Source organism: Rhizobium leguminosarum bv. trifolii WSM2297 (assembly GCF_000271845.1).
In genome coordinates this window covers 579444-603797 of the sequence record NZ_JH719393.1, presented here as the reverse complement: position 1 = coordinate 603797, position 24354 = coordinate 579444, and the positions used below count along the sequence as shown (strand labels likewise).

The window sequence follows — 24354 nt, the reverse complement described above, 5'->3', positions numbered from 1 at the left end:
TTATGCGGCCGATGAACCCAATCAGAAATTTGCGAAGGCAGCGCTACCTTCAAAGAGCTCTTCAACTTGACTGGAGGCCAAGATCCCTTCCTCTTCCACGACCTGTCGCAGCCCCCGCTTTTCGGCAAGCGCCTTCTTGGAAAGATGCGCTGCCTTGCTGTATCCGATAAGCATTGCCAACGGCGTCGCGAGGACGAGAGACCGATCGAGGAGGTCCCTGCACCGGTCGACATCAACTTCAATGCCATCGACGCATCGCTGCTGAAAAATTTCCATCCCACGCGTCAACATCCGCATCGACTGAAGGATGTTGAGGATGATCACCGGCTCCATCGCATTGAGTTGCAACTGCCCCGCGCTTGCCGCCAGCGTGACAGTGAGATCATTTCCGATAACCTGGAATCCGATCTGGTTCATCATTTCTGGAATGACGGCATTCACTTTACCGGGCATGATTGAGGATCCGGCTTGCACAGGCGGGAGTCGGATCTCACCAAGGCCACCCCTCGGACCACTGCTCAAGAGCCGCAAATCATTGCAGACTTTGGTCAGCTTCACAGCAATTCGCTTGAGAATACTGGAGAATGATACGAAGCCGCCAGTGTCGGATGTAGCTTCAATCAAGTTTCGAGCGGGAATTACCTGAATACCGGAAATCTGCGTGAGGTGGGCGCAAGCCGCGTCCCGAAAGCCGCGGGGGACGTTAATTGAGGTTCCGATTGCAGATCCGCCGAGGTTAACTTCCTTCAACAACCTGGCAGCGGACTGCACTTGATTAATGTCTTCGTCGATCAGTTCGGCGAAAGCATCAAACTCTTGCCCGGCTGTCATTGGGACGGCATCTTGCAATTGAGTGCGGCCGACTTTCAGCGCAGTCGCATACTCACGCGCTTTCGCACGGAAGGCATCGCGCAGCCCGACCTGGGACGCTATCAACCCCTCGCAAGCGCGAAGAATGGTCAGACGGAGTGCGGTCGGGTAGACATCGTTTGTCGATTGGCAAAGGTTCACGTCATCATTGGGATGAAGCTTGTCGTAGTCGCCCACCGGCGCCCCGAGCTTTAGCAGAGCCAGGTTAGCGATAACCTCGTTGACGTTCATGTTGGTGGACGTCCCCGCCCCACCCTGCATCATATCGACCGGGAAGTTCTCATCAACGCACTTCAACTCGATCAGATCATCGCAAGCCTGAGAGATCGCCGACGCTTTTTCCGCAGACAGAAGCCCAAGGTCAGCGTTCGCGCACGCGGCCGCTTTCTTGACCATAGCCATGGATTGAACGAGTTCGGGGAAGTCTTTGAGGCGAAAGCCTGAAACGTTGAAATTGAGCTCAGCTCGACGCGTATGGACGCCGTATAGAACATCACCAGGGATGGGAAGGGGGCCGATCAAATCGGCCTCTATGCGTTCAGTTCTCATTTTCCGCCCCCTAATCCAGGATTCCAGCGTGGCGCATCGCCTGAGCGATGGCTTCCTTAACAGCTGGGCTCACCTCGACGAGCGGAAGGCGCAGGTCGCCGCGGATCTTCGAAAGTTGCGCCAACGCGAACTTCACGCCAGCCGGGCTGGTCTCGAGGAACAGCGCACGGTGTAGGGGCATCAGTCGATCTTGAAGAGCCAGTGCCGCCGCGAAATCACCCCCCAGACATGCCCGTTGGAAATCTGCACAGAGCCGGGGGGCGACATTCGCGGTCACCGAGATGCAGCCGTGGCCGCCGTGGGCCATGTAGCCCAGCGCCGTGCCATCTTCGCCAGTGAGAAGATTGAACTCCTTGCCGCAGGCCATCCGCTCCAGTGACGGGCGCAAGAGATTGCCTGTCGCGTCCTTGACGCCCTTGACGTTCGGACAATCTTTAAAAATGCGGGCAAGCGTTTCGACTTGAACATCGATCACACTCCGACCCGGAATGTTGTAGACGATTATCGGAATCGAAGCTTCAGCGTCGATGGCCTTAAAGTGCCGATAGATCCCCTCTTGCGTGGGCTTATTGTAGTACGGTGAGACGATTAGCAAACCGTCCGCGCCGGCCTCCTGGGCGGGCCGCACGAAGCTGATTGCTTCCTCGGTGCTGTTGGAGCCGGCGCCGGCAATGACCGGAACGCGACCATTCGCAGCTTCGATCGCGATCTCCACGACTTGTTTGTGTTCGGCATGACTGAGCGTCGGGCTTTCCCCCGTTGTCCCGCAGGGGACAAGCCCTGACGTGCCCTCGGCGATCTGCCATTCGATAAGGCTGCAAAGCGCAGCCTCGTCGACCTTCCCATCGGCAAATGGCGTCACAAGCGCGGTGATAGATCCTTTGAACATCATAACCTCCGAAAGTAGCATTGGGCGGCGGCGCCGATTAACGCTGCAGGCGCGTGATGCAGACGACCTTCGGCTGAGTCATGTCCTCATAGGCAAAACGAACGCCTTCGCGTCCCATGCTGCCGTACTTGAACCCGCCAAACGGCATCGCGTCGAACCGATAGTCCGAGGATTGATTGATCATGACACCCCCGGCATCGATCCGTTTGGCAGCATCCAAGGCCTCAGTGAGATCGTTGGTAAAGATCCCCGCATGAAGGCTATATTCCGGGTTGTTCGCCAGCTCTATGGCCTCATCTAGGCTGCCAAAGGGCTGCAATATGACTACCGGTGCGAAGACCTCGTCGTTCAACACGTCGCAGGCCGCCGGCACGTTTTCCAAGACGGTCGGGGGATAGAGGGTGCCCGAGGGCTTGTGACCGCAAAGCAGCGTCGCACCAGCAGCGATCGCGCGCTCCACCATGGCGGCGGCGCGGGTCACCGCGTGTTCGGAGATCATCGGGCCCATGTCAGTATCAGGGTCCATCGGGTCGCCGGTTTTCAACTTGGCGGACTGCGCCAAGAATTCGGTCTTGAACCGTTCGTAGATCGGACGCTGGACCAGAATCCGCTGCGTTCCGATGCAGTTCTGGCCAGCCGCCCAGAACGAACCTGAAACGCAATCTTCCACGGCGGCGTCGACATCGCTGTTTTCCGTCACGATGACCGGTGCATTGCCGCCGAGATCCATCGCGAGCTTCTTGATGCCCGCAGATTTTGCGATGGCCTCGCCGGTGGCAAAGCCGCCTGTGAAGGAGATCATACGGACGTCTTTTGCCGAAACGAGCGCTTTGCCCAGGTCGGCGCCGCCGACAGCGACCGTGACGACCTCGTCCGGCAAACCGCTTTCGATCAACACCTCTACCAGCTTGATGGCCGATAGTGGCGTAAGCTCCGACGGCTTCAGAAGTACCGCATTGGCGCCGGCAATGGCGGGGCCAAGCTTGTGCGCCACGAGATTGAGCGGGTCATTATGAGGCGTGATGGCCGTGATGATGCCCAGTGGCTCCCGGGTGTACCAGCCTTGACGAGACTCGGATCCGGCATAGGCATCAAAGGGGATGACTTCGCCAGCATTCCGCTTGGCCTCTTCCGCAGAGAGTTTCAGCGTGTTGACGCAACGTGTCGCTTCCTTGCGGGCCTGGGTGATTGTCTTCCCCGCTTCCCGCACGATCAGGAGCGCGAATTCCTCCTTGCGTTCCTCGACCGCAGCTGCGGCCTTTTCAAGAATTGCAGAGCGCTGGTGGCGGGGGAGCGACCGCGCGATCTGCGCGCCGCGTCTGGCGCGTTTCAGCAACAGGTCCACAGCATTGGCATCGGTCTCGCGGACGGCTCCGATAAGGCTGCCGTCGAAAGGGTTACAGACAATGATCTCGTCGGAAGAGCTGGTTTTCAAGGCTAAACCGGGCATCACGCGGCCTCCTTCGCGAGTTTGGGCGAGTGGGCATTGTGGATAGCCACGATGTCGGACAGCAGAGCGTAGGCGGTTTCGATCCGGCCGGCGCCCGGGCCGGTGACGGTGACCGAGCCGAGCAGTTCCGTGTTCAGGGAAACGGCATTGGTAGCGCCGTTGACGCCGGCGAGCGGATGCCCGAGGGGAAGCTGTTTGGGCGCGACGCTGCCGGTTATCGTCCCGTCGGCATTGCGAACTGCAGATCCGATCAATTTCCAACGGCTTTCAGCCTTGACCGCTGCCTGAATGTCTGAAGGAGACAGCTTGGAGATGCCATTGCAGGAGATGTCCTCCGGCTTAAGGTTTGCCCCCAGTAGCTCGTTTGCCAAGATCACTACCTTCAGACGAACGTCGAAACCTTCGACGTCGGCGGTCGGATCTGCTTCGGCATAGCCGAGCGACTGTGCTTCCGCGACGGCGCTGGCGAAGTCCAGACCGTTTTCCATGCGGCCGAGCACGAAGTTCGATGTACCATTGAGGATTCCTTCGAACCCTTTCACCTCTGCGCCGGCAAGGGTCTTCTCGGCCATGCGTATGACCGGCGTACCGCTCATGACGGAGCCCTCATACTCGAAATGGACGCCGTTCGCCTTTGCAACAGCCTTCAGTTCCTGAGCGGCGATTGCGACGGGCCCCTTGTTCGTGGTGACGACGTGCTTGCCGGACGTGAGGGCCCAGCGGCAGTGAGAAACGGCGGGCTCGCCATCCCCCGGGTTCGTAAATGTCGCTTCCACGATGATGTCGGCAGGCGCGGTCTTGATGATAGCCTCGTTGTCAGCTTCCGCGCTGCCGCCAGATAGCCCGCCGAAGCCGCCCTTGGCGAATTTTGCTTCCACGAGGGTCTTGGCATCCAGGCCGTTCGGCGAAACAACGGAACCCAGATAGAGATCGCTAACGGCCACGATGTTCAGGCGGAAATCGAGATCCCGTTCCCACAGCGGGTTCCTCGACGCGATGAGCTCGGCCAAAGCGCGGTTGACGCCACCAAATCCGATTAGAGCAATATTATAGATTTTCATGTGGGTTCCTCCGGTGAAGCGATTTGTGCGCATATCATTGGATACGGATCGCTCAGTCGGAACGGTACAAACAGACCAATCTACCGTGCATTTTGCTCATGACACTGACTGTTTGCCGCGTGCCCGTCCGTCCGGCTTGAGCATCGGACATAATGAACCGGATGAGGAAAAGCTCACCTGCTCAGTGCAGTCCGTCGAAGTGCCAATCGACTTTCAGCGAGGACGACGCGTCTGAGCCGACGCTGTGGCAATCTCAGGAAAAGTGATCAAAGTCGATCGGAACTGAAAAGCCCGTTTTGACACGGTCCATGACCACCATCGTCTTGAAGCCTTTTATATCGGGAGTTTCGTAGAAGAACTTGCGGGTAAAGACTTCGTAATCCTCCATGCTTTGAGCAGTGACAATCAGGACGAAGTCCGCGTCTCCCGTTACATAGTAGCCGTTCATAACTTCCGGTGTCTGGCGGATCGATTGCTTGAACCGGTCGACGATGTCGGCCCTTTCCCGCTCGAGCGTGACCAACACAAGCATTGCGATCGGCCGGCCGACGGATTTAGGCTTCACAACCGCAACCTCCGCCTCAATCACACCCGCCTGACGCAGTCGCTTGAGACGGCGCTGCACCGCGGTGGCCGAAAGACCAACCAGCGCGCCGAGTTCCTCGCTGCTGTGACGCCGCTCGGATCAGTGCTGGTCGGGGATGTAAAGTTGATCGGGCGGGCACGCCGTTGGCGCAAGATGCTCAGCGGGGGCATGCGGCAGGCGGGAATAGTTGCGGCGGCCGGGCTGCATGCCCTCGACCACCATGTCCAACGTCTGGCCGAGGATCATGCCAATGCCAAGGCTCTTGCCGACGGATTCGCGGAAATCACAGGACTGACAGCTAAGCCGCCGCAGTCCAACATGGTGTTCGTTGAGCTCGCGCCCGAGCTGGCGACCCGGTTATCCGAGGCGCTGCGTCAGCGCGGGATTGCGGCGAGTTTCTGGCCAGGTGGGCGAATGCGCTGGGTCACCCATCTCGACGTCGATCGTGTCGCCGTTGACGAGGCAATCGCAGCGGTGCGCGAGGTCACCGAAAGACGGGGATGAAGACCCCCGGCGGGTGGAGCAGGGCAATATGCGCGCGCTCGTTCCAGGCTGCTTCGTCCTACGAAAGAAGCAGGCCTCTTCTGAAATCAAAAACGATCCGGGACGGGGACGGGTCCTGCGCAGTGGACCTCCGCTTGCCCCCCGGATCTGCGTCATGGCGTTTGAAACAATTATCAAACTGAAGCCGAGAAGTGGCTCATCATGTGGCGTACGAGCGCGTCCAAAAGGCCGCGTGACGATCGTTTGCGTCGACCGAGAGGCTGCTTTAGCAGGCGTTCTCCCTTTAGCCAGATTCGAGACATCAGGCGTTTCGCTGTTTTTGTTGATCGCAACGCCGCGATTTCAGCAGATCGAAAATTATCCGCGACCAATTTGATCTATATTGACACCAATCGTCAAACCAATTCTATATTGATCGCACAACGATCCTAATTGGTAGCGAATGGTGCTGAACGTGAAAACAACTCCGACACTTGAAACCACCCGTGTTACCGCTTCGCAGACGGCTGCTGTGGTATGCGAAGCTCCAACCCAACTTTTCATCGGCGGTGAATGGGTCTCGGCAAAAGGCGGCCGGACCTTTGACGTCAGCGATCCCTCGACTGCAGATGCAATCGCTACGGTTTGTGACGGCGACATACAGGATGCCCTGGCGGCCGTCGATGCGGCAGAAAAGGCAGCTGCTGCCTGGAAAGCAACGTCGCCGCGCCGCCGCTCGGATGTTCTGATGAAGTGTTTTCACCTTCTTCTCGAACAAGCAGAGTGGCTGGCACAGCTGATCACGACGGAAAATGGCAAGGCGCTTCCCGACGCGAGATCGGAAGTCGCCTACGCGGCCGAGTTCTTCCGTTGGTATGCAGAGGAAGCTGTAAGGGCTTCCGGGGAATTTGGATCAGCACCTTCCGGCGCAAACCGGATCATCGTGAGCCATGAGCCTATTGGTATCGCTGTATTGGTAACGCCTTGGAACTTCCCGGCGGCAATGGCGACGCGAAAAATTGCTCCCGCGTTGGCTGCGGGTTGCACCTGCATACTGAAACCCGCAGCCGAGACGCCTCTGACGGCGCTGGCGATCGGTGAACTTATGCGGCAGGCAGGTGTTCCCGCTGGAGTGGTCAACATCGTTACCACCAAGAAAGCAGGACCTGTGGTCAGCGCAATGCTGCATGACAAGCGGGTACGGAAGCTGTCGTTCACCGGCTCGACAGGGGTTGGCAGGATCCTGCTGCGCGAGGCCGCGGACCAGGTCGTCAGCTGTTCAATGGAACTGGGTGGCAATGCGCCGTTCATTGTATTCGATGATGCCGATCTGGAGATGGCTGTCGCCGGCGCAATGGTCGCCAAGATGCGTAATGGCGGTGAGGCCTGCACGGCTGCGAACCGCTTCTACGTCCAAAAAAGTATTTCGGCCGACTTCACGCGGCGCTTCGCGGAGGAGATGGCGGCGCTCAATGTCGGACCAGGTCTGGCGCCGGATACGCAGCTTGGCCCGCTGATCACTGGGGCCGCGGTGGCCAAGGTGGAGCGGTTGGTAGACGACGCGATCGCCAAGGGAGCCCGTCTGGTTACCGGTGGTAGCAGACTGAGCGGCGAGGGTTTCTATTATCTGCCAACCGTTTTGGCCGATATCTCTCCCGACGCCGAGATACTTCGCGAAGAAATCTTCGGTCCGGTCGCGCCAATCATCGTGTTTGATACTGAAGACGAGGTCGTCGAGTTGGCCAATGATAGCGAATACGGACTGGTATCCTATGTCTTTAGCCGGGATCTCAAGCGCGCGCTCGCAGTCGCGGGCAGGCTGGAAAGCGGCATGGTCGGAATTAACCGCGGTGTCGTCTCCGACGCGGCCGCACCGTTCGGCGGCATGAAACAGAGCGGCCTCGGACGCGAAGGCAGCCATCACGGCATGCTCGAATACCTCGAAACGAAATACATCGCCGCCACTTGGTAGCTGCGCTGCGATCGTAGCGTTGTTCCGCGATAGCATCTCGTGGCGACGGCGGATCGATTTGAATCATCCGGAGATGACGCGGATGGCTCCAGCCAGAATAGGAGAGATAAATGTCCCTGCTGAAAACCATCGACCCGAATCCATCGTTCGAGCCGAAGCATAAAACTGCCGAGCCGGACCGCCTTATTGCGGGCAGCCCCGCTTTCAAGACGTGGCTGCAGGACACCGCCAAGGACGGCAAAGTCAATACCGGCGTATTCGAGGCGACGCCTGGCGAAACGCACTCCATCAAGGGCGAAACGTTTGAATTTTGCCATCTCGTGCATGGTGTGATCGAATTGACCGAGAAGGGTAAGGAGCCGGTCGTTTATCGCGCGGGCGACAGCTTCGTGATGAAGCCCGGCTATGTCGGGGTCTGGAAGACAATCGAGACGGTGCGGAAAATCTTCGTCACCGTCACCTGATCATTCGTGCAATGCCGTTAGGTGCATTGCTCTTGAATTTCAGACCGGGAACCGGACCGATCGGGCAGGCAAGCCCTTCGATAACCTCCATCCCGAAATTGGATAGGCGGTTTATCCGCAAATGATGCCGTCTGCCAAACCTGATGCGCTTGCTGCTGATGCCCCTACATAGGCTGGCGGGTCGCTGCTTCAATACGTCACCTGAGGATCGGAAAAAACCACCGTTGATTTTTCCAAGGTGAACTTAAAGACCAGAGAAATGGATCAGCCGATGCAAACGGAAACGTCCACTCTCGCGCCTTTCGAGGCTCACCATCTGGATGGTGCTCTGGCGCTGTCGCGTGCAGCGGGCTGGGCGCACAGGAGAGAAGACTGGGAAATGATATGGTCTCTGAGCGAGGGATACGTTGCCCTTGCGGGCGACCGGGTTGTGGGTACCGCGCTGATGACTCCCTTCGGCGACACCTGCTCAGCCATCAACATGATTATTGTCGACGAAAGCCAGCGGGGCCGGGGACTGGGAAGAAAATTGACCACCGCCGTATTGGAACTCGCCGGTGATCGGGAATGCCGTCTGACGGCGACGAATGACGGCCTGCCGCTTTACGAAAAGCTGGGGTTCGTCGCAACGCATCAAAACCTCCGCTATCAGGGTATTGCCGGGCGGGTCGATGCTCCTGAAAATGTTGAGTGGATCGGGCCCGATGCGCTGCCGGCAATCAAAGCGCTCGACCGTGTGGCGTTCGGCGCCGACCGCGACGCGCTACACCACGTCCTGGCGAAGGAGGGGAGGTTCGCTGCCATCCGCAACGGTGACCGTATCGTCGCATTCGCAGCGATACGGCTGTTCGGCAAGGGCGAAGTCGTCGGGCCGGTCGTTGCGGAGAGCCTCGAACAGGCGAGGGATTTGCTGACCTTCATTCTCTCCGGCAAGGAAGGTTGTTTCGTACGGATTGACATTCCTGAAAAGAGCGACCTCCCGTCCCTTCTCGAAGAGTGGGGGCTCCCTCGTGATGGTGGGGTCGTTGCGATGGTTCGGGGTGCTGCAGGCCAATCTAAAACGCCGGCCGTTCAAACTTTCTGCCTGGCGAGCCAAGCTATTGGCTGACGTGAAGGTCTGAAGTGCGAGGCAATTTCGCGCTGAACACATCTGAGTGTCTCTGGGCGAGATAGTCGGGTTATCAACGAACCCTCCAGAAGAGGCTTTCATGGAGATGATTTCATTGGCTTTGTCGTAGCCGCCTTTAAGTCGATTTCCCTACGAGGCGACGGGGACCTAACCCAGATTTCGGGTTGTTCCCGATCACGGAGGCCCTGTAAGCCTCTTCCACGGCGCAGATGGCTTCGTACCGATCAGCCGCCTTGCCTCATCCTTCTTAGGCAGCAGTGTTTTCCTGAATGACTTCTCTCATGGCTCCACAGAAGCATCGGCCCAGCGTGCACAGCAATCACCATAGTGGCGAACGGGAGAATAGTGGTTGCATTCGCTCCGGCCTGCAGGAGGTTGTTCTGTTCGCATTGAAGCTTTGGCCGAAAGGTTCGGCCGGCGAGTTCAGGCATCCGCGTATAGGCTCCGTCACGTTCGGCACAAGATGCGGCACAGGCGGCAAAGCTTGGGGGGAACGCATGGTGCATGTCCGTAGGTCGGGAGGAACTGCCGTCTTGTGCGGGTTACCTTGATCCTCGAAGACATAGGCCGGAACTGTTCATGACCAATCAAGCGATCCTTTTCGAGAAGATGACACCAAAGCATCTGGACAGTGCATTGGAACTGTCCCGCCAGGTCCAATGGCCGCATCGGCGCGAGGATTGGGAAATGGTTCAATCAATCAGCCTGGGAATCGCCGCACGCCAAGAGGATCGCCTCGTCGCGACCATCATGATGACGCCCTATGGCGAGGACGCGGCCACCATCAATATGGTCATCGTCGATGCCGCAATGCGCGGCCGCGGCCTCGGCCGGAAGATGTTGGAAAAGGCGCTTGCCGAAGCGGGAGCCCGGACCTGCTATCTTGTGGCGACGCAGGAAGGGCTTCCGCTCTACGAGAAGGTGGGTTTCGCTGCGACCGGCGAGACGGTGCAGCACCAGGGCGAGCCGTTGCAGGTTGATGCGCCGGCCCATGTGAAATGGATCGAGAGCGGTGATTATGCCCGCGTGGTGGCGCTGGATCGCGCGGCAAGCGGCCATAACCGTTCGGCACTGATGGAGATTCTGCTCGAGCGGGCGAGGTTTGCTGTCATTCCCGACAATGGCGAGATCCAGGCCTTCGCGGCAATCCGGTCGTTCGGCCATGGGCTTGTCATCGGACCGGTGGTAGCGAGGAACGATTCCGAAGCCAAGACCCTGATCGACTTCCTGCTCGCCCATCACCAGGGCAGGTTTGTTCGTATCGACTCGGATGTCTCCACGAATCTTTCAGGATGGCTCACCGAGCGCGGCCTCAACAACGTCGGCCGTGGGATTAGGATGCGACGCCCCGGACCAGACCGCAAACAAAGCGAGCCCACGCATCACTGCACCTACGCGTTGGTCAGTCAGGCACTCGGTTGATCCTGTGGGGAAAAGGGAATCGCGTGTCAAACCCGAGGGTGCAATCTGATACCTCCGCCCGCCCCGCCACTGGGGGTCCCCAGCCTCAGGCAGCACCAAATTGCCAAAAGCGGGACGGCCAGAGGAGGAGGAAAGATGCCGCTGTCCCCCACAGTATAGGCGAGCGCTACGAGCGCTGGCCGGATCTCGGTCGCGACTTTGGCGTTCCCCACTCTGCTATGTTGTCATTGGCTACAGTATCCCTTCTCCAGCACGGCACTCCTTGTCGCAACATCCCCGCTTCCGCCGCTTTGAAACGGCGTGTGCATCTATTCTGGAGCCCGCCGGTTCGTCGCGTCTGATCAATCTACCAGCACGAGATGCCGGCTGCTCATCAAAGCCCGACGGGCGCCACACCGCCCGCACCGCCTTCTTCAATGCAGTTACTGCTGGAACAGGCTTGCCAGCGGCAAATGCCCTTTGATCAGGGGCGATTTCAGCACAACGAAGCTAAAGTACTTGTCAATGCCGATTTCCGAATCGATGAGCTGCTCCATGAGCGTCTGGTACTCTCCGATTCCAGCGGTGACGAATTTTACGAGATAATCGTAGCCTCCCGAAACCAGATGACACTCGATGACCTGATCGACCTTCTCGATAGCAGTAAGAAATCTCGCGAAGTCGAATTGACGGTGGCTCTTGAGCGTGATTTCGGTGAACACCGTCAACGTCTGGCCCAGTTTTCCTATATTGACCCGGGCGGAATAGCCCTCGATATAGCATTCCGCCTGCAGCTTTTGCACTCGCCGCAGGCAAGGACCTGGCGAGAGATTGACCATTTCCGAAAGCTCGACATTCGTCATTCGGCCATTCGTCTGCAATGCGTTCAGTATCCTGACGTCAATCCGATCAAGTTTCATTGGCTAACTCCCGCTGATGAGAATGGCGCGGATGTTGGTGACGTTGGTGAGAGTCGAGCGGTGACCACGAGATCCCCGTTGACCTGAAGCCCGAGCTGTCGAATTCCGCAGGGAGCACCGGTCAGCGTTGATCGAGCAATTTGATCTGGAGATCTTCCCAGTGCTCCTGGAACGCGTCCCGCGCCGTATCGTAGTGGCGGCTTCTCAAGCTGTTGATGAGCCGCTCGTGTTCTTCCGCCATTTCTTCGGCAGTGGCGTAGAAATCCTGCCGCTGTGCGAGGAGGAGTTCGATCTCGCCCTCGAGGTCCGAATAGGTCCGCTTCAGCCGAGCGCTACCGCTGGCGGCGATGATCGCGCGGTGGAAGTCGCGGTCCGCAGCAACCAGCAGGGATCTGTCGGAGGATAGAGTCGACCTGTGCATAACGTCGACCGCTTCTAGCGCCTGAGATGGGATGACGCCGGTCAGCACGATCAAACGAATGGCCTCGCCCTCAATGGCGCCGCGGACGCGCGTGATATCGACAATATCGTCCGGCCCGAATTCGGGCACCACAAAGCCTCGGTTCGGTATCTGACGCAGCAGGCCCTGGGTGACGAGTACCTGGGCTGCTGTACGGAATGTGTGCCGCGAGGTCGAATGCTCTTCACACATCTTCACGTCGCGGAGGAACTCGCCCGGTCGGAAATCTCCCGACAAGATGCGCCGTCGCAAGGCGTGGGTCAGGATTTCCACCGCGCTAGCGGGCAAGGGCTCGACCTGCATCTCTAGATCTTCGGCGTGATTCTTGGCGGGCAGCGGCGGCATGGCTTCGGCTTTTTCGTGATTATGCTCGTATACCTACGCCACATGCGGCGGCGTAGGGCAAGAGAGATGATATTGCGCTTCCTGGCCGCATGGTGGCGGGTCCTAGATCTGCACTGACCGAAGCGCCTCATCGACGCCCTCGAGCAGACGCGCCGCGTTGGCCGATGTGAAGATGAGCGGGGGCCTGATCTTCAGGATATGCGCGTCCGCTCCCGTCGCGGAAATGAGGATGCGCCGGTCGCGCAAGGCATTGACGGCTGCAAGCGCACGGTCCATGTCCGGCGTTTTGCGGTCTCTGTCCTTGACGAGTTCGACCGCGAAATAGAGGCCGGCCCCACGAACATCGCCGACAAATTCATATTTCTTCTGTAGGTCCCGGAGGCCGTCGAGGATTTCGCCGCCGACCTTGACGGCGTTGTCTAACAGGCCGTCTTCGAGGATCGTGTCGAGCACGGCCCTTGCCGCGGCGATAGCAACGGAGTTGCCGCCAAACGTGTTGAAGTAGCGCATGCTGGATCCGAATTCGGCGACGAGTTCGGGCCGCAGCACTACGCCGGCAACGGGATAGCCGTTGCCCATGGGTTTGCCCATGGTTACGATATCCGGATCGACCTTGTGACGGCGGTGACCCCAAAGGTGGGTGCCGGTCCGCCCGAATCCGGATTGCACCTCATCGGCAATGAACAGGCCGCCCGCCTTGCGCACCACTTCCGCCACCGGCGCCAATACGTCCGTGGGATCAACGTAAAGACCATCGGAAGAGAAGACGGAATCGGCGATGAAGGCCGCTAGGCCGCCGCCATGCCGCTCCATGTCGGCAATCTGCCGCGCGACATCCTCCGCCATCTGCCGGCCGATTTCCTCGACGGGCAGGCGATAGGAATCCGGCGCCGCGACCGTGCGAAGATAGGGATCCAGAGCCGACTTCTTGCCGAGCGACGGCGAGATTGCCGCCACCGCGCCGCTGTTGCCGTGATAGGCTTCGGCCGTGACGATGACGCCGGTCTTGCGTGTGTGGTAACGCGCGATACGCAAGGCGAGATCGTTGGCTTCCGAGCCCGTGCATGTGAACATCGCGCATCCGGTCCGGCCGAGTTCGCCACCGAACGTACTGATCAGGGCTTCGGCATAGTCCAGCAGCGGCTCCTGCATGTAACGCGTGTGGGTACAGAGTACCTCGAGCTGCTTCTGGATCGCCTCGACGACGCGCGGATGAGAGTGACCCAGCGATACCACGTTGTTGTAGGCATCGAGATATTCGTTGCCGTGCTTGTCATAGAGGAAGACGCCCTTGGCACGGGCGATCTCAACCGGCGACTTGTAGAAGAGCCGATAAGCGGGCCCGAGCAGCCTTTGCCGCCTGGCGACATGCGCCAGATCTTCACTTGTGAGATGAGACGTGTCCTGAGGGTTGAAGCCATTTGGCATGTCGCCACGGAAGCCCTTGGGCAGGGTAGTCGTATGTTTGGACATTGCGGTTCCTATCGTGTCAGAAGATCGGAAATCTGTGCGATCGAAATCGAGTGGAACCACTCGAGGTGGGCCCAGCCGGCTTCGGTGTTGCGCAGGATATAGCGGCTATTCTCGGGGAAGATCTCGGCGCGCCAGCACGTCAGCAACGCACGAACCGCAAGACGGCCCATCGACAGGAAGGGGATGAGCCGAAGCTCCTCGTCCGTCAGTTCGGCATGGCGGAGATAACCGCGCAGAACGTCACGCGGTTCGTCGAACAGGTCACGCCGGTTCCCATGGTCGAAGGTTTTTGGCATTTGGTTCATCAACGCCGTGGAGACGTCGACGGCGATAGCGGTTCGGACCGCATCGCCGAAGTCGATGACGCCGGTCAGGAACTGCGGGCTAGCGTGATCGACGACCAGGTTCGACGTATTGAAGTCGTTGTGGAGTACTTGCCGCCGGCACAGATCAAGCTTCGGCTTGACTTCGGCAAACCGCTCGAGCGCGCGGACGGTCCAAGCCCGCTTGCCGCCCCCAGGGATGAAGCTCAACAGATCGGTGAGGTCGAGCAGATTGGTGACGTCCCACGCCACCGCCCGGCCGTCTGCGGGATGCGAGAAATCGGCCATGGAATGACGCAGCTTTGCCAGGATTTCGCCGATCCGTTCGCGCTGTGGAGCTGTGCAAGATGTCCGATCGAGCGGGGTGCCGGCAAGGAAGGTAATGAGCCGCACCACTCGCCGCTCGCCGGCACTCGTAGTGACGATGGGCAAATCCGCCCCGTCGACGTCGCGAAGTGTGCGGGGGATGGGCAGATCAGGGGCCCGCTGCTCGAGATGACGCATCAGCGCAACTTGGAAATCGAGCTCCTCGATCCGCTCAGAAGGATGAGCGATCTTCAGCACAAATTTCCCCTGGGCCGCGCAGTCGAGGAGGAACGTGTCGTCCTTTTCTGTTTCAAAGCGCGTTGCCGAGCCGCGCGTGCCGTATAGCCGCTCGGCGATTTCTTCGGCTTCCGCAGTGCCCACGGGATGGCACGCCTCGGAAAGCTCAGGGACGCGGGCTGGCCCGCACTGATGCTTGTGACCCATCTTCAAACTCATTCAAATCCTGCCTCGGAATGGGCAGTTCGATGACCTCAGTATCTCATACTTCCATTTTTGTACAACAATTTATTTCGTTTACGGAGATGACCGAGCTTTTCCGCCGGATGACGAAAAGGCAAGATCCTCTGGTCGTTCTAGACAAAATCAAAAATAAATAGAATATTTTCAATGGCATGTCAGACGCGTAGTTGCCGATTGAGTGGCGACGCATATAAGTCACCAGAGAATTGCATGACGATAGATCCAGCAAATTGTTGGACAATATGTTGCCATCGTCACAAAGTTATGTCAGTGTGCTCTCACTGGTCAAAATGCAGCAAAGAAGTTGGAGTGATCCGCTTGGGTGGATTGGGCCGGCATCAAAAAAGCAGAGGAAATGACCAGTCGGATTCGCAAAGATACCTGCGCCGCTGCCGCATTATCGGAACCGCGACCTCTTTAGACAGGCGGCATGCCGCTACGATGATCCTGGATAGGCACACCGTGCCATGAAAAATTGGAAGGAATATACGCGATGACTCAATTTCGACCGAAGTACGTGACCTTCGACTGCTACGGCACGCTCACGAATTTCGATATGGCCGGCGCTGCGCGACGCGTCTACGGCGAGCGGCTCTCCCCCGAAGCGATGGCCGCCTTCGTCGAGGCTTTCAGGGGCTATCGCCTTGACGAGGTGGTAGGGCCATGGAAACCTTTCCTCGAAGTGGTGCACAATTCGATCGAACGCAGTTGCAAACGCATCGGCATCCCGTTCAAACCCGAAGACGCGCAGCGCATCTATGACGAGGTGCCAACCTGGGGTCCGCACCCGGACGTCCCGGCTGGCCTGTCCAGGGTGGCCAAGGAAATTCCGCTGGTCATCCTGTCGAACTCCATGAACAGCCTGATCATGTCGAACGTGGAAAAACTGGGCGCGCCCATCCACATGGTAATCACGGCAGAAGAAGTCGGGGCATATAAACCTCTGATGAAGGGTTTCGAATACATGCTCGACAAGCTCGGCTGCGGACCGGAAGACATTACTCATGTGTCCTCATCCTTCCGCTACGACCTGATGACTGCCTATGACCTGGGCATCAAGAGCAAGGTCTGGGTCAACCGCGGCCATGAGCCGGCCAACCCGTTTTACGAATATACCGAGATCAAGGACATCGGCGGGCTAGCCGCCGCCGTTGGCCTGGAGCCAGTGCTCAAGCGCGCCTGAAAAGCCAGGGCTCAGGGGCTGTCACGACGTGGAGACCGGGGCGCTCCGTTCGCCCCTTCTCTTTTCGTTCCAAGGAAGCAAGCATGGCTTTGCGGGGTTCCTTTGGCACGCGTGACCTGCTGGGGTCAAAAGACGGTGTGATCCGAGCTTGACGAACGGCACGTCGGACTTGCGACAGCCTTCCACGTTTGATCGGTGAGTTCGAAATTGCACGGTCGGCTGGTCTTTCTTCTGAACACACAATTCGACCCCGCCCGGCCTGTGCTGACGCGGGGATGTCGTCTCACGCGCGATGGCATCTTCAGACCGGTCGATCGCACGCGATCACCCGTGATCGCGTGTACGCTGGATCTCCCATTGCTGTAATCACAGATTCTTGCGCAGGCATCCGAAGCGGCTGCACCACACTTTGACCATTCACTCGCTCGCGAAGCCGGCTATGCCCTTGATCTCGGTAAACTCGTGCAGTCCGAACTTCCCGTATTCCCGACCGTTGCCGGATTGCTTGTAGCCGCCGAAAGGGGCGGCACTGTCCCAGGCGGAGCTGTTGAGGCGAACGCTGCCGGCGCGCAGCCTGCCTGCGAGAGCTCGTGCTTCCTTTGGATCGCCCTGAATGTAGGCAGCCAGGCCGTAGGGCGTATCGTTGGCGATCGCGATCGCTTCATCCTCGCTGTCATAACCGATAATCGACAGCACCGGGCCGAAGATTTCCGCCCGCGCGATCGTCATCTGGTTGGTGACGCGGGCAAACACCGTCGGGCGCACGTAATAGCCCGAATTGAGATGCGAAGGGCGACCAGGGCCGCCGGCGACGAGCTCCGCTCCTTCCGCGATGCCGCGTCCGATCAACGCCTGGATCTTGTCGAACTGGGCGGCGCTTGCGACTGGTCCGAGGTCGGTGCGCGGATCCGAGGGGGAGCCGACGACGAGCGCAGCCGCTTCCCGCGCGGCGATTGAGCTTGCTTCGTCCATTCGCTCCGCAGGCACCAGCATTCGTGTTGGCGCAGTACAGGTTTGGCCGGAATTTCCGAAGCACCGGCGTACGCCGGCAGCGACCGCGGATGAGAAGTCGGCGCTGCGCAGAACGATGTTCGGCGACTTGCCGCCGAGCTCCTGATGCACTCGCTTGACGGTTGGTGCCGCCGCCTGCGCCACGGCAATGCCGGCGCGGGTCGACCCCGGGTGGCTGGCCAGCGCCGTTCCGACCGTAGGTCCGTCGCCGTGAACGAGGTTGAAGACGCCTTTCGGCACGCCGGCTTCATCCATGATCTCGGCGAAGATCACCGCGTTGAACGGAGCGATCTCCGATGGCTTCAATACCATGGTGCATCCCGTGGCGAGCGCCGGAGCGACCTTGCAGGCGATCTGGTTGATCGGCCAGTTCCATGGCGTGATCATTGCGACGACCCCGATCGGCTCGTGGATGATGCAGGTGGTCCCCTGCATGTATTCGAAGGCAAAGGTCTCGAAGGCTTTGATCGTCTGTTCGAAATGGGTAGCGCCGATGCCGGCCTGCTCGGCCCGGGCCATGGCGAGCGGCGCGCCCATTTCCCGCGAGATGATGTCGCCGAGCTCGTGATTGCGGCGCTTCAGGATCGTTACAATGCGCCTCAGCAGTTCGACGCGCTCTTCCTTGGATGTCTGAGAGAAGCCGCGACCGCCCTTTCAGCGTCGGGGGCACTGCCGAGTGCGATCGTACCCATCGGCTCTTCGGTGGAGGGATCGATGACCTCAAGTGTTTTCGACGCGGACGGCTCAACCCATTCACCGCTGATATAGAAGCTGTGGGCGTGTTTCATCGGTGGCTCCCTGAATGGCTATGATCTCTCCTCCCTGCCGAATGAAATCCCGATCCGCCTGCGGTCGGAACTGTTTGCATTTGTGAGAGAGGATATGAGAATCGCAGACGTCGAACGGCGTCAGGGTGGTGTACTGACCGAAGCTGAGACCGAATCACGGCGCCAAATTGTAAATCTCGGCAAGGTCGCTCAGATCCCAGTTCCCGCCGGACAAGACCGCACACACTTTCTCATCTGGCTTGACGTCTATGCTGCCTGCCAACAGGGCCCCTATTCCGATGGAGGCGGCTGGTTCCGCGATCAGTTTCGCATCCTTGGCGAGGGCACGCATTCCGGCAATGATGTGTTCGTCTTCAACAAGAACAATCTCGTCGACATATTTTTCGATAATCGGGTACGGATTTTGACCCGGAACGCTTAACCTCAAACCATCCGCGATGGTGTTCTTTAACGGAAGCGATGTGCGCTCCTTGTTTCTCCGGCTGTGAAAATACTTCGGTGTCAAGGCAGGCTCCGCCCCGATAACGCGAACCGATGGCTTCGTTTCCTTTATGGCGGTAGCGATTCCGGAGATTAGTCCTCCGCCGCCCACGGGAACGATGACCGTGTTTACGTCGTGCAGGTCTTCGAGGATCTCACACCCGATCGTTCCCTGACCAGCCATTACGACGGGGTCCTCGAAGCCGTGGATGACCGCATAATTTTTTCCTTCAGCGATCTCGTAGACTTTTCTCCATCTAGCAGCATTGTCACCATCAAAAAGAATGACTTCAGCGCCAAGGGCTTCTGTATTGGCGATCTTGATTTTTGGTGTGGTGACCGGCAGCACCAATATCACCCTTACGCCGAGCATCTTGGCTGCGTAAGCAAGCGCCTGGGCGTGGTTCCCCGACGAGGTCGCGATGAACCCGTTTGCGATCTCTTCTCGGGAGAGCGACAGAGCCTTGTTCAGGGCGCCGCGGATCTTGAATGCGCCGGTAATCTGGAGGGTTTCCGGCTTGAGGTAGAGCTGACAACCAGCCGCTTTCTCGATTTTGTCTGCACGCAATAGCGGCGTATGTCTGACGTGCGGCTTTAGCCGTTGCTGAGCTTCACGGATGTCCTGAATGGTGGGATAGTTGCGCATGGTCATCACTCAAAAAATTGAAAGAAAGTGCCGACATTGTTCGCAATGGCGTTGCGATAAATTTTGCTGGCGGTCGTATTGTCTTGTATGGCCATCCCCGTGGAGTCGAAAATCGTGATTTCGTCATCACTTTCCCGTCCCGGCTTCCTCCCCAACAATACCTCGCCGATCTCGCCGTGGATGTCGTCCATGGCAATGATGTTTTTATCCAGCGGGTGCCAGGTCTCGCCCTTTTCCGTGCATTGTGAAAGCGCGTCGACGACGATCTTGGCGTTTCGGAAAAGCTCCGGATCCAGCTCCTGTTTGCCGCGCTGATCCGTGCCGATTGCAACGATGTGCGTACCGGGTTTTACCCACTTCGCTTCCACAAGCGACCCTTTCCCTCGGGTCGTAGTGATCAAGATGTCGGCCCGCGCGACCGCCTCCTTCTTCGAGCTTGCGACGGTGACGGGAATGCCGAATTCGCGCTCGATGTCCTCCTTATATTTGGAGCTTGTTTCGGAGGTGCTGTCCCAGGCGTGGATCTCTTCGATCTTCATGATCTTGTTGATCGCCCGAATTTGCATTCTCGCCTGATTGCCTGTGCCGATCGACGCGATCGTGCGCGCGTTCTTTCTCGCCAGTGCCTTGACGGAGACGGCTCCCGCCGCCCCGGTTCTGAGGCCAGTGATCAAGCTTCCATCCATGATACAAATCAACGCACAGCTCCTGGCATCAAACAGGAGGATGGTTCCCATGCTATTCGGCACGCCATGTTCTGCCGGATTGTTGGTGAACCCTCCGGAATGTGCTTTCATAGAGATGATTTCAGCGGCTTTATGATAGCCAAGCTTGAAGTCGATCTCTCCACGCAACGAGGGGAGATGAATCCCGATATAATCGGGCTGTTCCACTTGGTCGCTGCTGAAGGCCTTATAAGCCTCTTCGACCGCGCCGATGACTTCCGTCATGCCGATAAGCCGTCCGACGTCATTCTTGTTGAGCAGCAGCGTTTTCATGCGTGACCTCTCTATTTCAATTCAGTCGGATGCATCGGCGCATCACGAGCTGGCTTGCACTGATCATATTAGGCCCGCTGTGAGTCTATGGGCCGTATTCGTCGGGCTCCAAGCAGATTGTTTCGTGTTGCATCGCGATTTTGGCAGGGAGTACCGGCAGCGCCTTTCGGAGCTTGGGCGGCATGTTGGAACTATCCAATGCTGACATCGGCGAAGGATTGGGAGTTGATCCAGTCGATCTTACTCGCTGTCGCGTACGATGCCGAATAACGAGTTTTCCATCCTTTCTGCGACGTGAAATCGACGCAAGCCCCCATAGTCCGCAAGTTGCGCTTCCGTTTTCGGCATGGCGCGCTGACCGGCAGTATCTGTCTAGGCGCGCCCGGCCTGCCGACCGCGGATCGCTGTGATCCAGCACTCACAAGAGTAAATCATGTTTCCCTCCAGCATTTTGTGCTGATCTTCCGCAATCTCCGGGCAATTCAGATGCGGGCTGCGGCCTATGATTGGTCATGACTTAAACAACTCCCCGCAAAGCAAGGACGAAGCGCATGACCACTTTCCGCCCGAAATACATCACCTTCGACTGCCATGGCACGCTGATCAACTTTCAGATGGCGGACGCGGCACGCGATCTTTACGGCGAGCGCATGAGTGAGCAGAAAATGCTGCAGTTCATCGCCGACTTCTCTGCGTACCGACTCGATGAAGTCATGGCCGACTGGAAGCCCTATGCGGAGGTGGTCCATAACGCATTGGTGAGGACCTGCAAACGCAACGGCATCCAGTTCAAGGACGAAGACGCGCAGATGGTTTACGAACGCGTCCCCACCTGGGGGCCGCATCCCGACGTTCCGGCCGGTCTTGCCAAGGTGGCCAAGGAAATTCCGCTGGTCATCCTGTCAAACGCGATGAACTCGCAGATCATGTCCAACGTCGAGAGGCTCGGCGCGCCTTTCTACGCTGTCTACACCGCCGAACAGGCTCAGGCTTACAAGCCGCACTTCCGGGCCTTCGAATACATGCTCGATATGCTTGGCTGCGGCCCGGAGGACATACTTCATTGCTCCTCATCGTTCCGTTACGATCTGATGTCCGCACATGACCTCGGGATCAAAAACAAGGTCTGGGTCAATCGCGGTCACGAGCCGGCCAATCCCTATTACGGCTACACCGAGATCGCCGGCATCTCGGAACTGCCCGGCGTTGTCGGGCTTTAAGGAAGCCCGACACATCTGAAAATCTCTCTTCACCGGCCCGACAGCGAACTTGGGTTGACCGGAGGGTAGGGGGCCGAGGGCATTGCAGTGCCGCCGTATTCGGCGGCGCGATCATGGATCCAGGCACGGGCGAGGTAACTTCAAAAGCCGGGGCCCGGACATTCGTGCTGAAGGCGGGGGACAGTGGTTCCAGCGCCTCCAGTAGCAATCGCCAGCCTCAAGGGAGGTTGGCCGCAGCGGACTGGATGCCATCCCGACGATCATTTTCGGATGAGCATGCAGTCCGGCTCTAAACAGTGCGAGGGTCTCAATCGTGAGTGCTTGTAACGATGCGGTTCCAGACGACGGTGCGGGGCATCTCGGCGGCAACCAGTCGGTGGGCGAGCCTTTCACCGAAGCATATTTCAGGGCGGCGGCCGCTGTTATGGCGACTAAGCCGAGCCCCGCCGAGGCGCGGGCGTCCAGTGAGCTGCTATTGCGCCACTACGGTCTGACGGGAACGGTCAAGGTTCTGTCCTCGGAAGTGGAGTGTACCGCGGAGGTCACGCTGTCGAGCGGCGATCGGTTGATCCTCAAAACGTCAGCGCGGCCGGAAGGACGAGACAGTTTCCGCTTCCAGGTTGCGGCCCTTGCAGGGCTGGAAGGCGCCTCCGGTTTCGCAGCCCCTCATCTGGTGCGTACCGGCGGCGGTACGCCGATGTTCGAAGAGGAGGAGATTTGCGGCTATCTGCAGACTCGACTTTCGGGGGTGCCTCTGCACCAGGCGAACGCAACTCCTGATGTCCTTTACCGGGTCGGCCAGGCGCTTGGCAGGCTCAGTTTGGCGCTCGGGGCGCTGAAGCTGCCCGCCATCCACCGCCCGGTACTTTGGCATGTCGGATGCTGGCCGAGGCTAATGGAACTGGAGGAGCATCTGCCTTCACGACCTATGGCAGAATCCGTACGTCTTGCCATGAGCAACTATGTCGAGCTTATCGCGCCGCAACTGCGCGAGGTAGCATGGCAGGTCACGCACAATGACCCCAGTCCTTTCAACACGCTCCTGACCGGTCGGGATATCGCGTTCATCGATTTCGGCGACGGCTGCTGGGGTCCTCGGATTCAGGATCTCGTGGTTGCTGCAAGCCACTTGGTAACCGACCCATCTTCGGCTCTCGGCGGCTCAGAAAATCTCATCGCCGGGTATGCTTCGGTGACTCCGCTTACTACGCTTGAGATAAAACTGCTGGTCGGATTGATAAAGGCGCGCCAAAGCGCCCTCGTCCTCATCAACTACTGGCGAGCCCAGCTGTTTCCGGCCGAGGCAGCATATATCAAGAAAAACGTGGCCAGGGCAGAACGCGGGCTTTCTATCCTATCGGCGTTAAGCCTGGGGGAGGCCGAGACTGTTGTGCGTCGCGCAGGACTTTAGGCCGGCGTTTTGGACGCACTCAAACGTCGCATCACTCGCTCGGCAATCACTCCGGTAAATCGCGACCTTCGTCGCGGATGAAAACCTAAGCAGGATCAAAGCTATGTCCACCGATCTCATGCCCAACCGCTTTACCCCCGGGGGAGCCGCAATTCCCGCCCGAGAATCTGAGCTGATCGCCCGGCGCGACAGCGTGCTGGGAGCCTCCTACAGGCTTCAATACCGCCGGCCGGTTCATTTCGTCCGGGGCGAGGGCATGTGGCTCTTCGATCCGGATGGCCGTCCCTATCTGGATTTTTATAACAACGTGCCCTCTCTCGGCCATTGTCACCCCGAGATCAACGCTGCCATGGCAGAACAAGCCGGCCGAATTAGCGCAAACACGCGCTATCTGGAACCGAGGCTGGTCGACTATGCCGAACGGCTCGTGGCCACTTTTCCCGAGGAACTGAACCGAGTTGTCTTTACTTGCACGGGTAGCGAATCGAACGATCTGGCGCTCAGGATTGCCCGGCTTACCAGCGGCAGCGAGGGCGTGATTGTTTCTTCCCATGCCTATCACGGCACCAGTTCGGCCACGGCAATGGTTTCGCCCAATCTGGGCGATGCCGTCAAGCTTAGCCCTGCCGTGCGCATGGTGTCGCTGCACGGGCCCTCAGGCATAGCTGAGCGGCAGGCTGCGGCATTCTTTGAAGAGCAGGTTCGTGCCGCAATCGTCGATTTGAACCGGCGTGGGATTGGCGTCGCGGCCCTCCTCGTCGACACGATTTTCTCCAGCGACGGCGTCTGGGTTGACCCTCCCGGCTTCATAGCCGGTGGAGTCAAAGCCGTGCGGGAGGCGGGTGGCCTCGTGATTGCTGATGAAGTTCAGCCAGGATTTGGACGGACGGGCACACATATGTGGGGATTTGAGCGTCACGAAGTTGTGCCTGACCTCGTCACTCTCGGTAAGCCTATGGGCAATGGATTTCCGATCGGCGCCGTCGTTGGCCGCAAGGCACCGATGGATCGCTTTGGCGCAACTGCCCGATACTCGAACACCTTCGGCGGCAATACCGTCGGAATCGCGGCCGCCGACGCCGTCCTGACCATTTTGCACAGAGATCGCATCCCCGAGCATGCGCATGCCATGGGTGAACGCCTGAAAATGGGCTTGGAGCATCTAGCCAAGCTGCATGACGGTATCCGCGGCATTCGAAATGCAGGTCTGTTCTTCGGCATCGACATCGGGCTGGATGGAACGGGGGAGGCCAGCCGGCGTGCCATGGCATTGGAGATTGTAAACCTGATGCGTGACGATGGTGTTCTTATCAGCACGACTGGCGCCAACGAGGATACGCTGAAAGTTCGGCCCCCACTGATTTGCCAGGCGGAGCATGTGGATCGGTTCCTCGAAGCCATGGAATGCGCGCTCAGGAAAGCCGTCCCGTAGGTGTAGTCGGCTGCCTCGGCAGCC

General features: G+C 58.8%; 19 protein-coding genes and 2 pseudogenes. 9 read left to right on the top strand and 12 right to left on the bottom strand.

Going from position 1 to position 24354, the window contains the following annotated elements:
• Positions 1-21 precede the first annotated feature (21 nt).
• From RLEG4DRAFT_RS06615 to RLEG4DRAFT_RS06595, 5 genes and pseudogenes are all read right to left on the bottom strand, one after another.
• Positions 22-1419, bottom strand: coding sequence for an aspartate ammonia-lyase (locus tag RLEG4DRAFT_RS06615; protein ID WP_003576278.1), 1398 nt, complete (start codon positions 1417-1419; stop codon positions 22-24).
• Positions 1420-1429: 10 nt separating this feature from the next.
• A complete protein-coding gene (dapA, locus tag RLEG4DRAFT_RS06610; protein ID WP_003576276.1) occupies positions 1430-2308 on the bottom strand; it encodes a 4-hydroxy-tetrahydrodipicolinate synthase in 879 nt (292 codons plus the stop codon).
• Positions 2309-2345: 37 nt separating this feature from the next.
• Complete coding sequence (locus tag RLEG4DRAFT_RS06605; protein ID WP_003576274.1) at positions 2346-3758, bottom strand: aldehyde dehydrogenase family protein; 1413 nt, start codon at positions 3756-3758, stop codon at positions 2346-2348.
• The gene (locus tag RLEG4DRAFT_RS06600) at positions 3758-4819 is read right to left on the bottom strand and encodes a homoserine dehydrogenase (RefSeq protein ID WP_003576272.1); all 1062 of its coding nucleotides are present in this window, start codon (positions 4817-4819) and stop codon (positions 3758-3760) included. The genes RLEG4DRAFT_RS06605 and RLEG4DRAFT_RS06600 overlap by 1 nt, the downstream gene beginning before the upstream one ends.
• 253 nt (positions 4820-5072) lie before the next feature.
• Positions 5073-5495, bottom strand: a pseudogene (locus RLEG4DRAFT_RS06595) (Lrp/AsnC family transcriptional regulator); the annotation flags it as partial.
• 33 nt (positions 5496-5528) lie between these two features.
• On the opposite strand from RLEG4DRAFT_RS06595, the gene RLEG4DRAFT_RS06590 reads away from it, so the two are divergent.
• From RLEG4DRAFT_RS06590 to RLEG4DRAFT_RS06570, 5 genes are all read left to right on the top strand, one after another.
• On the top strand, positions 5529-5909 hold the full coding sequence (locus RLEG4DRAFT_RS06590) for a beta-eliminating lyase-related protein (protein WP_051040882.1): 381 nt from the start codon (positions 5529-5531) through the stop codon (positions 5907-5909).
• Between the two features lie 442 nt (positions 5910-6351).
• The gene (locus RLEG4DRAFT_RS06585) at positions 6352-7860 is read left to right on the top strand and encodes an NAD-dependent succinate-semialdehyde dehydrogenase (protein WP_003576271.1); all 1509 of its coding nucleotides are present in this window, start codon (positions 6352-6354) and stop codon (positions 7858-7860) included.
• A gap of 110 nt (positions 7861-7970) precedes the next feature.
• Positions 7971-8324 carry a cupin domain-containing protein gene (locus tag RLEG4DRAFT_RS06580; protein WP_003576269.1) on the top strand — a complete coding sequence of 118 codons (354 nt, stop codon included), beginning with the start codon at positions 7971-7973 and terminating at the stop codon, positions 8322-8324.
• 271 nt (positions 8325-8595) lie between these two features.
• Positions 8596-9432: a GNAT family N-acetyltransferase gene (locus tag RLEG4DRAFT_RS06575; protein WP_003576267.1), complete on the top strand. Its 837-nt coding sequence runs from the start codon at positions 8596-8598 to the stop codon at positions 9430-9432.
• Positions 9433-10032: 600 nt separating this feature from the next.
• A complete protein-coding gene (locus tag RLEG4DRAFT_RS06570; protein WP_003576265.1) occupies positions 10033-10875 on the top strand; it encodes a GNAT family N-acetyltransferase in 843 nt (280 codons plus the stop codon).
• A 422-nt stretch (positions 10876-11297) separates the two neighbouring features.
• On the opposite strand, the gene RLEG4DRAFT_RS06565 is transcribed toward RLEG4DRAFT_RS06570, so the two are convergent.
• From RLEG4DRAFT_RS06565 to RLEG4DRAFT_RS06550, 4 genes are all read right to left on the bottom strand, one after another.
• The gene (locus tag RLEG4DRAFT_RS06565) at positions 11298-11774 is read right to left on the bottom strand and encodes an Lrp/AsnC family transcriptional regulator (protein WP_003576263.1); all 477 of its coding nucleotides are present in this window, start codon (positions 11772-11774) and stop codon (positions 11298-11300) included.
• Between the two features lie 121 nt (positions 11775-11895).
• Entirely contained in the window at positions 11896-12579 is a 684-nt protein-coding gene (locus RLEG4DRAFT_RS06560) for a GntR family transcriptional regulator (protein WP_003576261.1), read from the bottom strand.
• Between the two features lie 102 nt (positions 12580-12681).
• Complete coding sequence (locus RLEG4DRAFT_RS06555; RefSeq protein WP_003576259.1) at positions 12682-14052, bottom strand: aspartate aminotransferase family protein; 1371 nt, start codon at positions 14050-14052, stop codon at positions 12682-12684.
• 8 nt (positions 14053-14060) lie between these two features.
• Positions 14061-15137: a phosphotransferase gene (locus tag RLEG4DRAFT_RS06550; protein ID WP_003576257.1), complete on the bottom strand. Its 1077-nt coding sequence runs from the start codon at positions 15135-15137 to the stop codon at positions 14061-14063.
• A gap of 517 nt (positions 15138-15654) precedes the next feature.
• Here RLEG4DRAFT_RS06550 and RLEG4DRAFT_RS06545 point away from each other — a divergent pair.
• Positions 15655-16344, top strand: coding sequence for a haloacid dehalogenase type II (locus tag RLEG4DRAFT_RS06545; protein ID WP_003576255.1), 690 nt, complete (start codon positions 15655-15657; stop codon positions 16342-16344).
• A gap of 417 nt (positions 16345-16761) precedes the next feature.
• Here the strand turns inward: RLEG4DRAFT_RS06545 and RLEG4DRAFT_RS06540 are convergent.
• The 3 genes and pseudogenes from RLEG4DRAFT_RS06540 to RLEG4DRAFT_RS06530 form a co-directional block, all read right to left on the bottom strand.
• Positions 16762-18143 (bottom strand): annotated as a pseudogene (locus RLEG4DRAFT_RS06540) (aldehyde dehydrogenase family protein).
• A gap of 154 nt (positions 18144-18297) precedes the next feature.
• Complete coding sequence (locus RLEG4DRAFT_RS06535; protein WP_171898184.1) at positions 18298-19275, bottom strand: threonine/serine dehydratase; 978 nt, start codon at positions 19273-19275, stop codon at positions 18298-18300.
• Positions 19275-20267 (bottom strand): ornithine cyclodeaminase family protein, encoded by a 993-nt coding sequence (locus RLEG4DRAFT_RS06530; protein ID WP_003576250.1) that lies wholly within the window; start codon positions 20265-20267, stop codon positions 19275-19277. The genes RLEG4DRAFT_RS06535 and RLEG4DRAFT_RS06530 overlap by 1 nt, the downstream gene beginning before the upstream one ends.
• Before the next feature lie 551 nt (positions 20268-20818).
• Between RLEG4DRAFT_RS06530 and RLEG4DRAFT_RS06525 the strand changes: the two genes are divergently transcribed.
• The 3 genes from RLEG4DRAFT_RS06525 to RLEG4DRAFT_RS06515 all read left to right on the top strand — a co-directional run bounded on the left by RLEG4DRAFT_RS06525 (position 20819) and on the right by RLEG4DRAFT_RS06515 (position 24330).
• Positions 20819-21487: a haloacid dehalogenase type II gene (locus tag RLEG4DRAFT_RS06525; protein ID WP_003576248.1), complete on the top strand. Its 669-nt coding sequence runs from the start codon at positions 20819-20821 to the stop codon at positions 21485-21487.
• A gap of 313 nt (positions 21488-21800) precedes the next feature.
• Entirely contained in the window at positions 21801-22898 is a 1098-nt protein-coding gene (locus tag RLEG4DRAFT_RS06520) for a phosphotransferase enzyme family protein (protein WP_003576246.1), read from the top strand.
• Positions 22899-23001: 103 nt separating this feature from the next.
• On the top strand, positions 23002-24330 hold the full coding sequence (locus RLEG4DRAFT_RS06515) for an aspartate aminotransferase family protein (RefSeq protein ID WP_003576245.1): 1329 nt from the start codon (positions 23002-23004) through the stop codon (positions 24328-24330).
• Positions 24331-24354 lie beyond the last annotated feature (24 nt).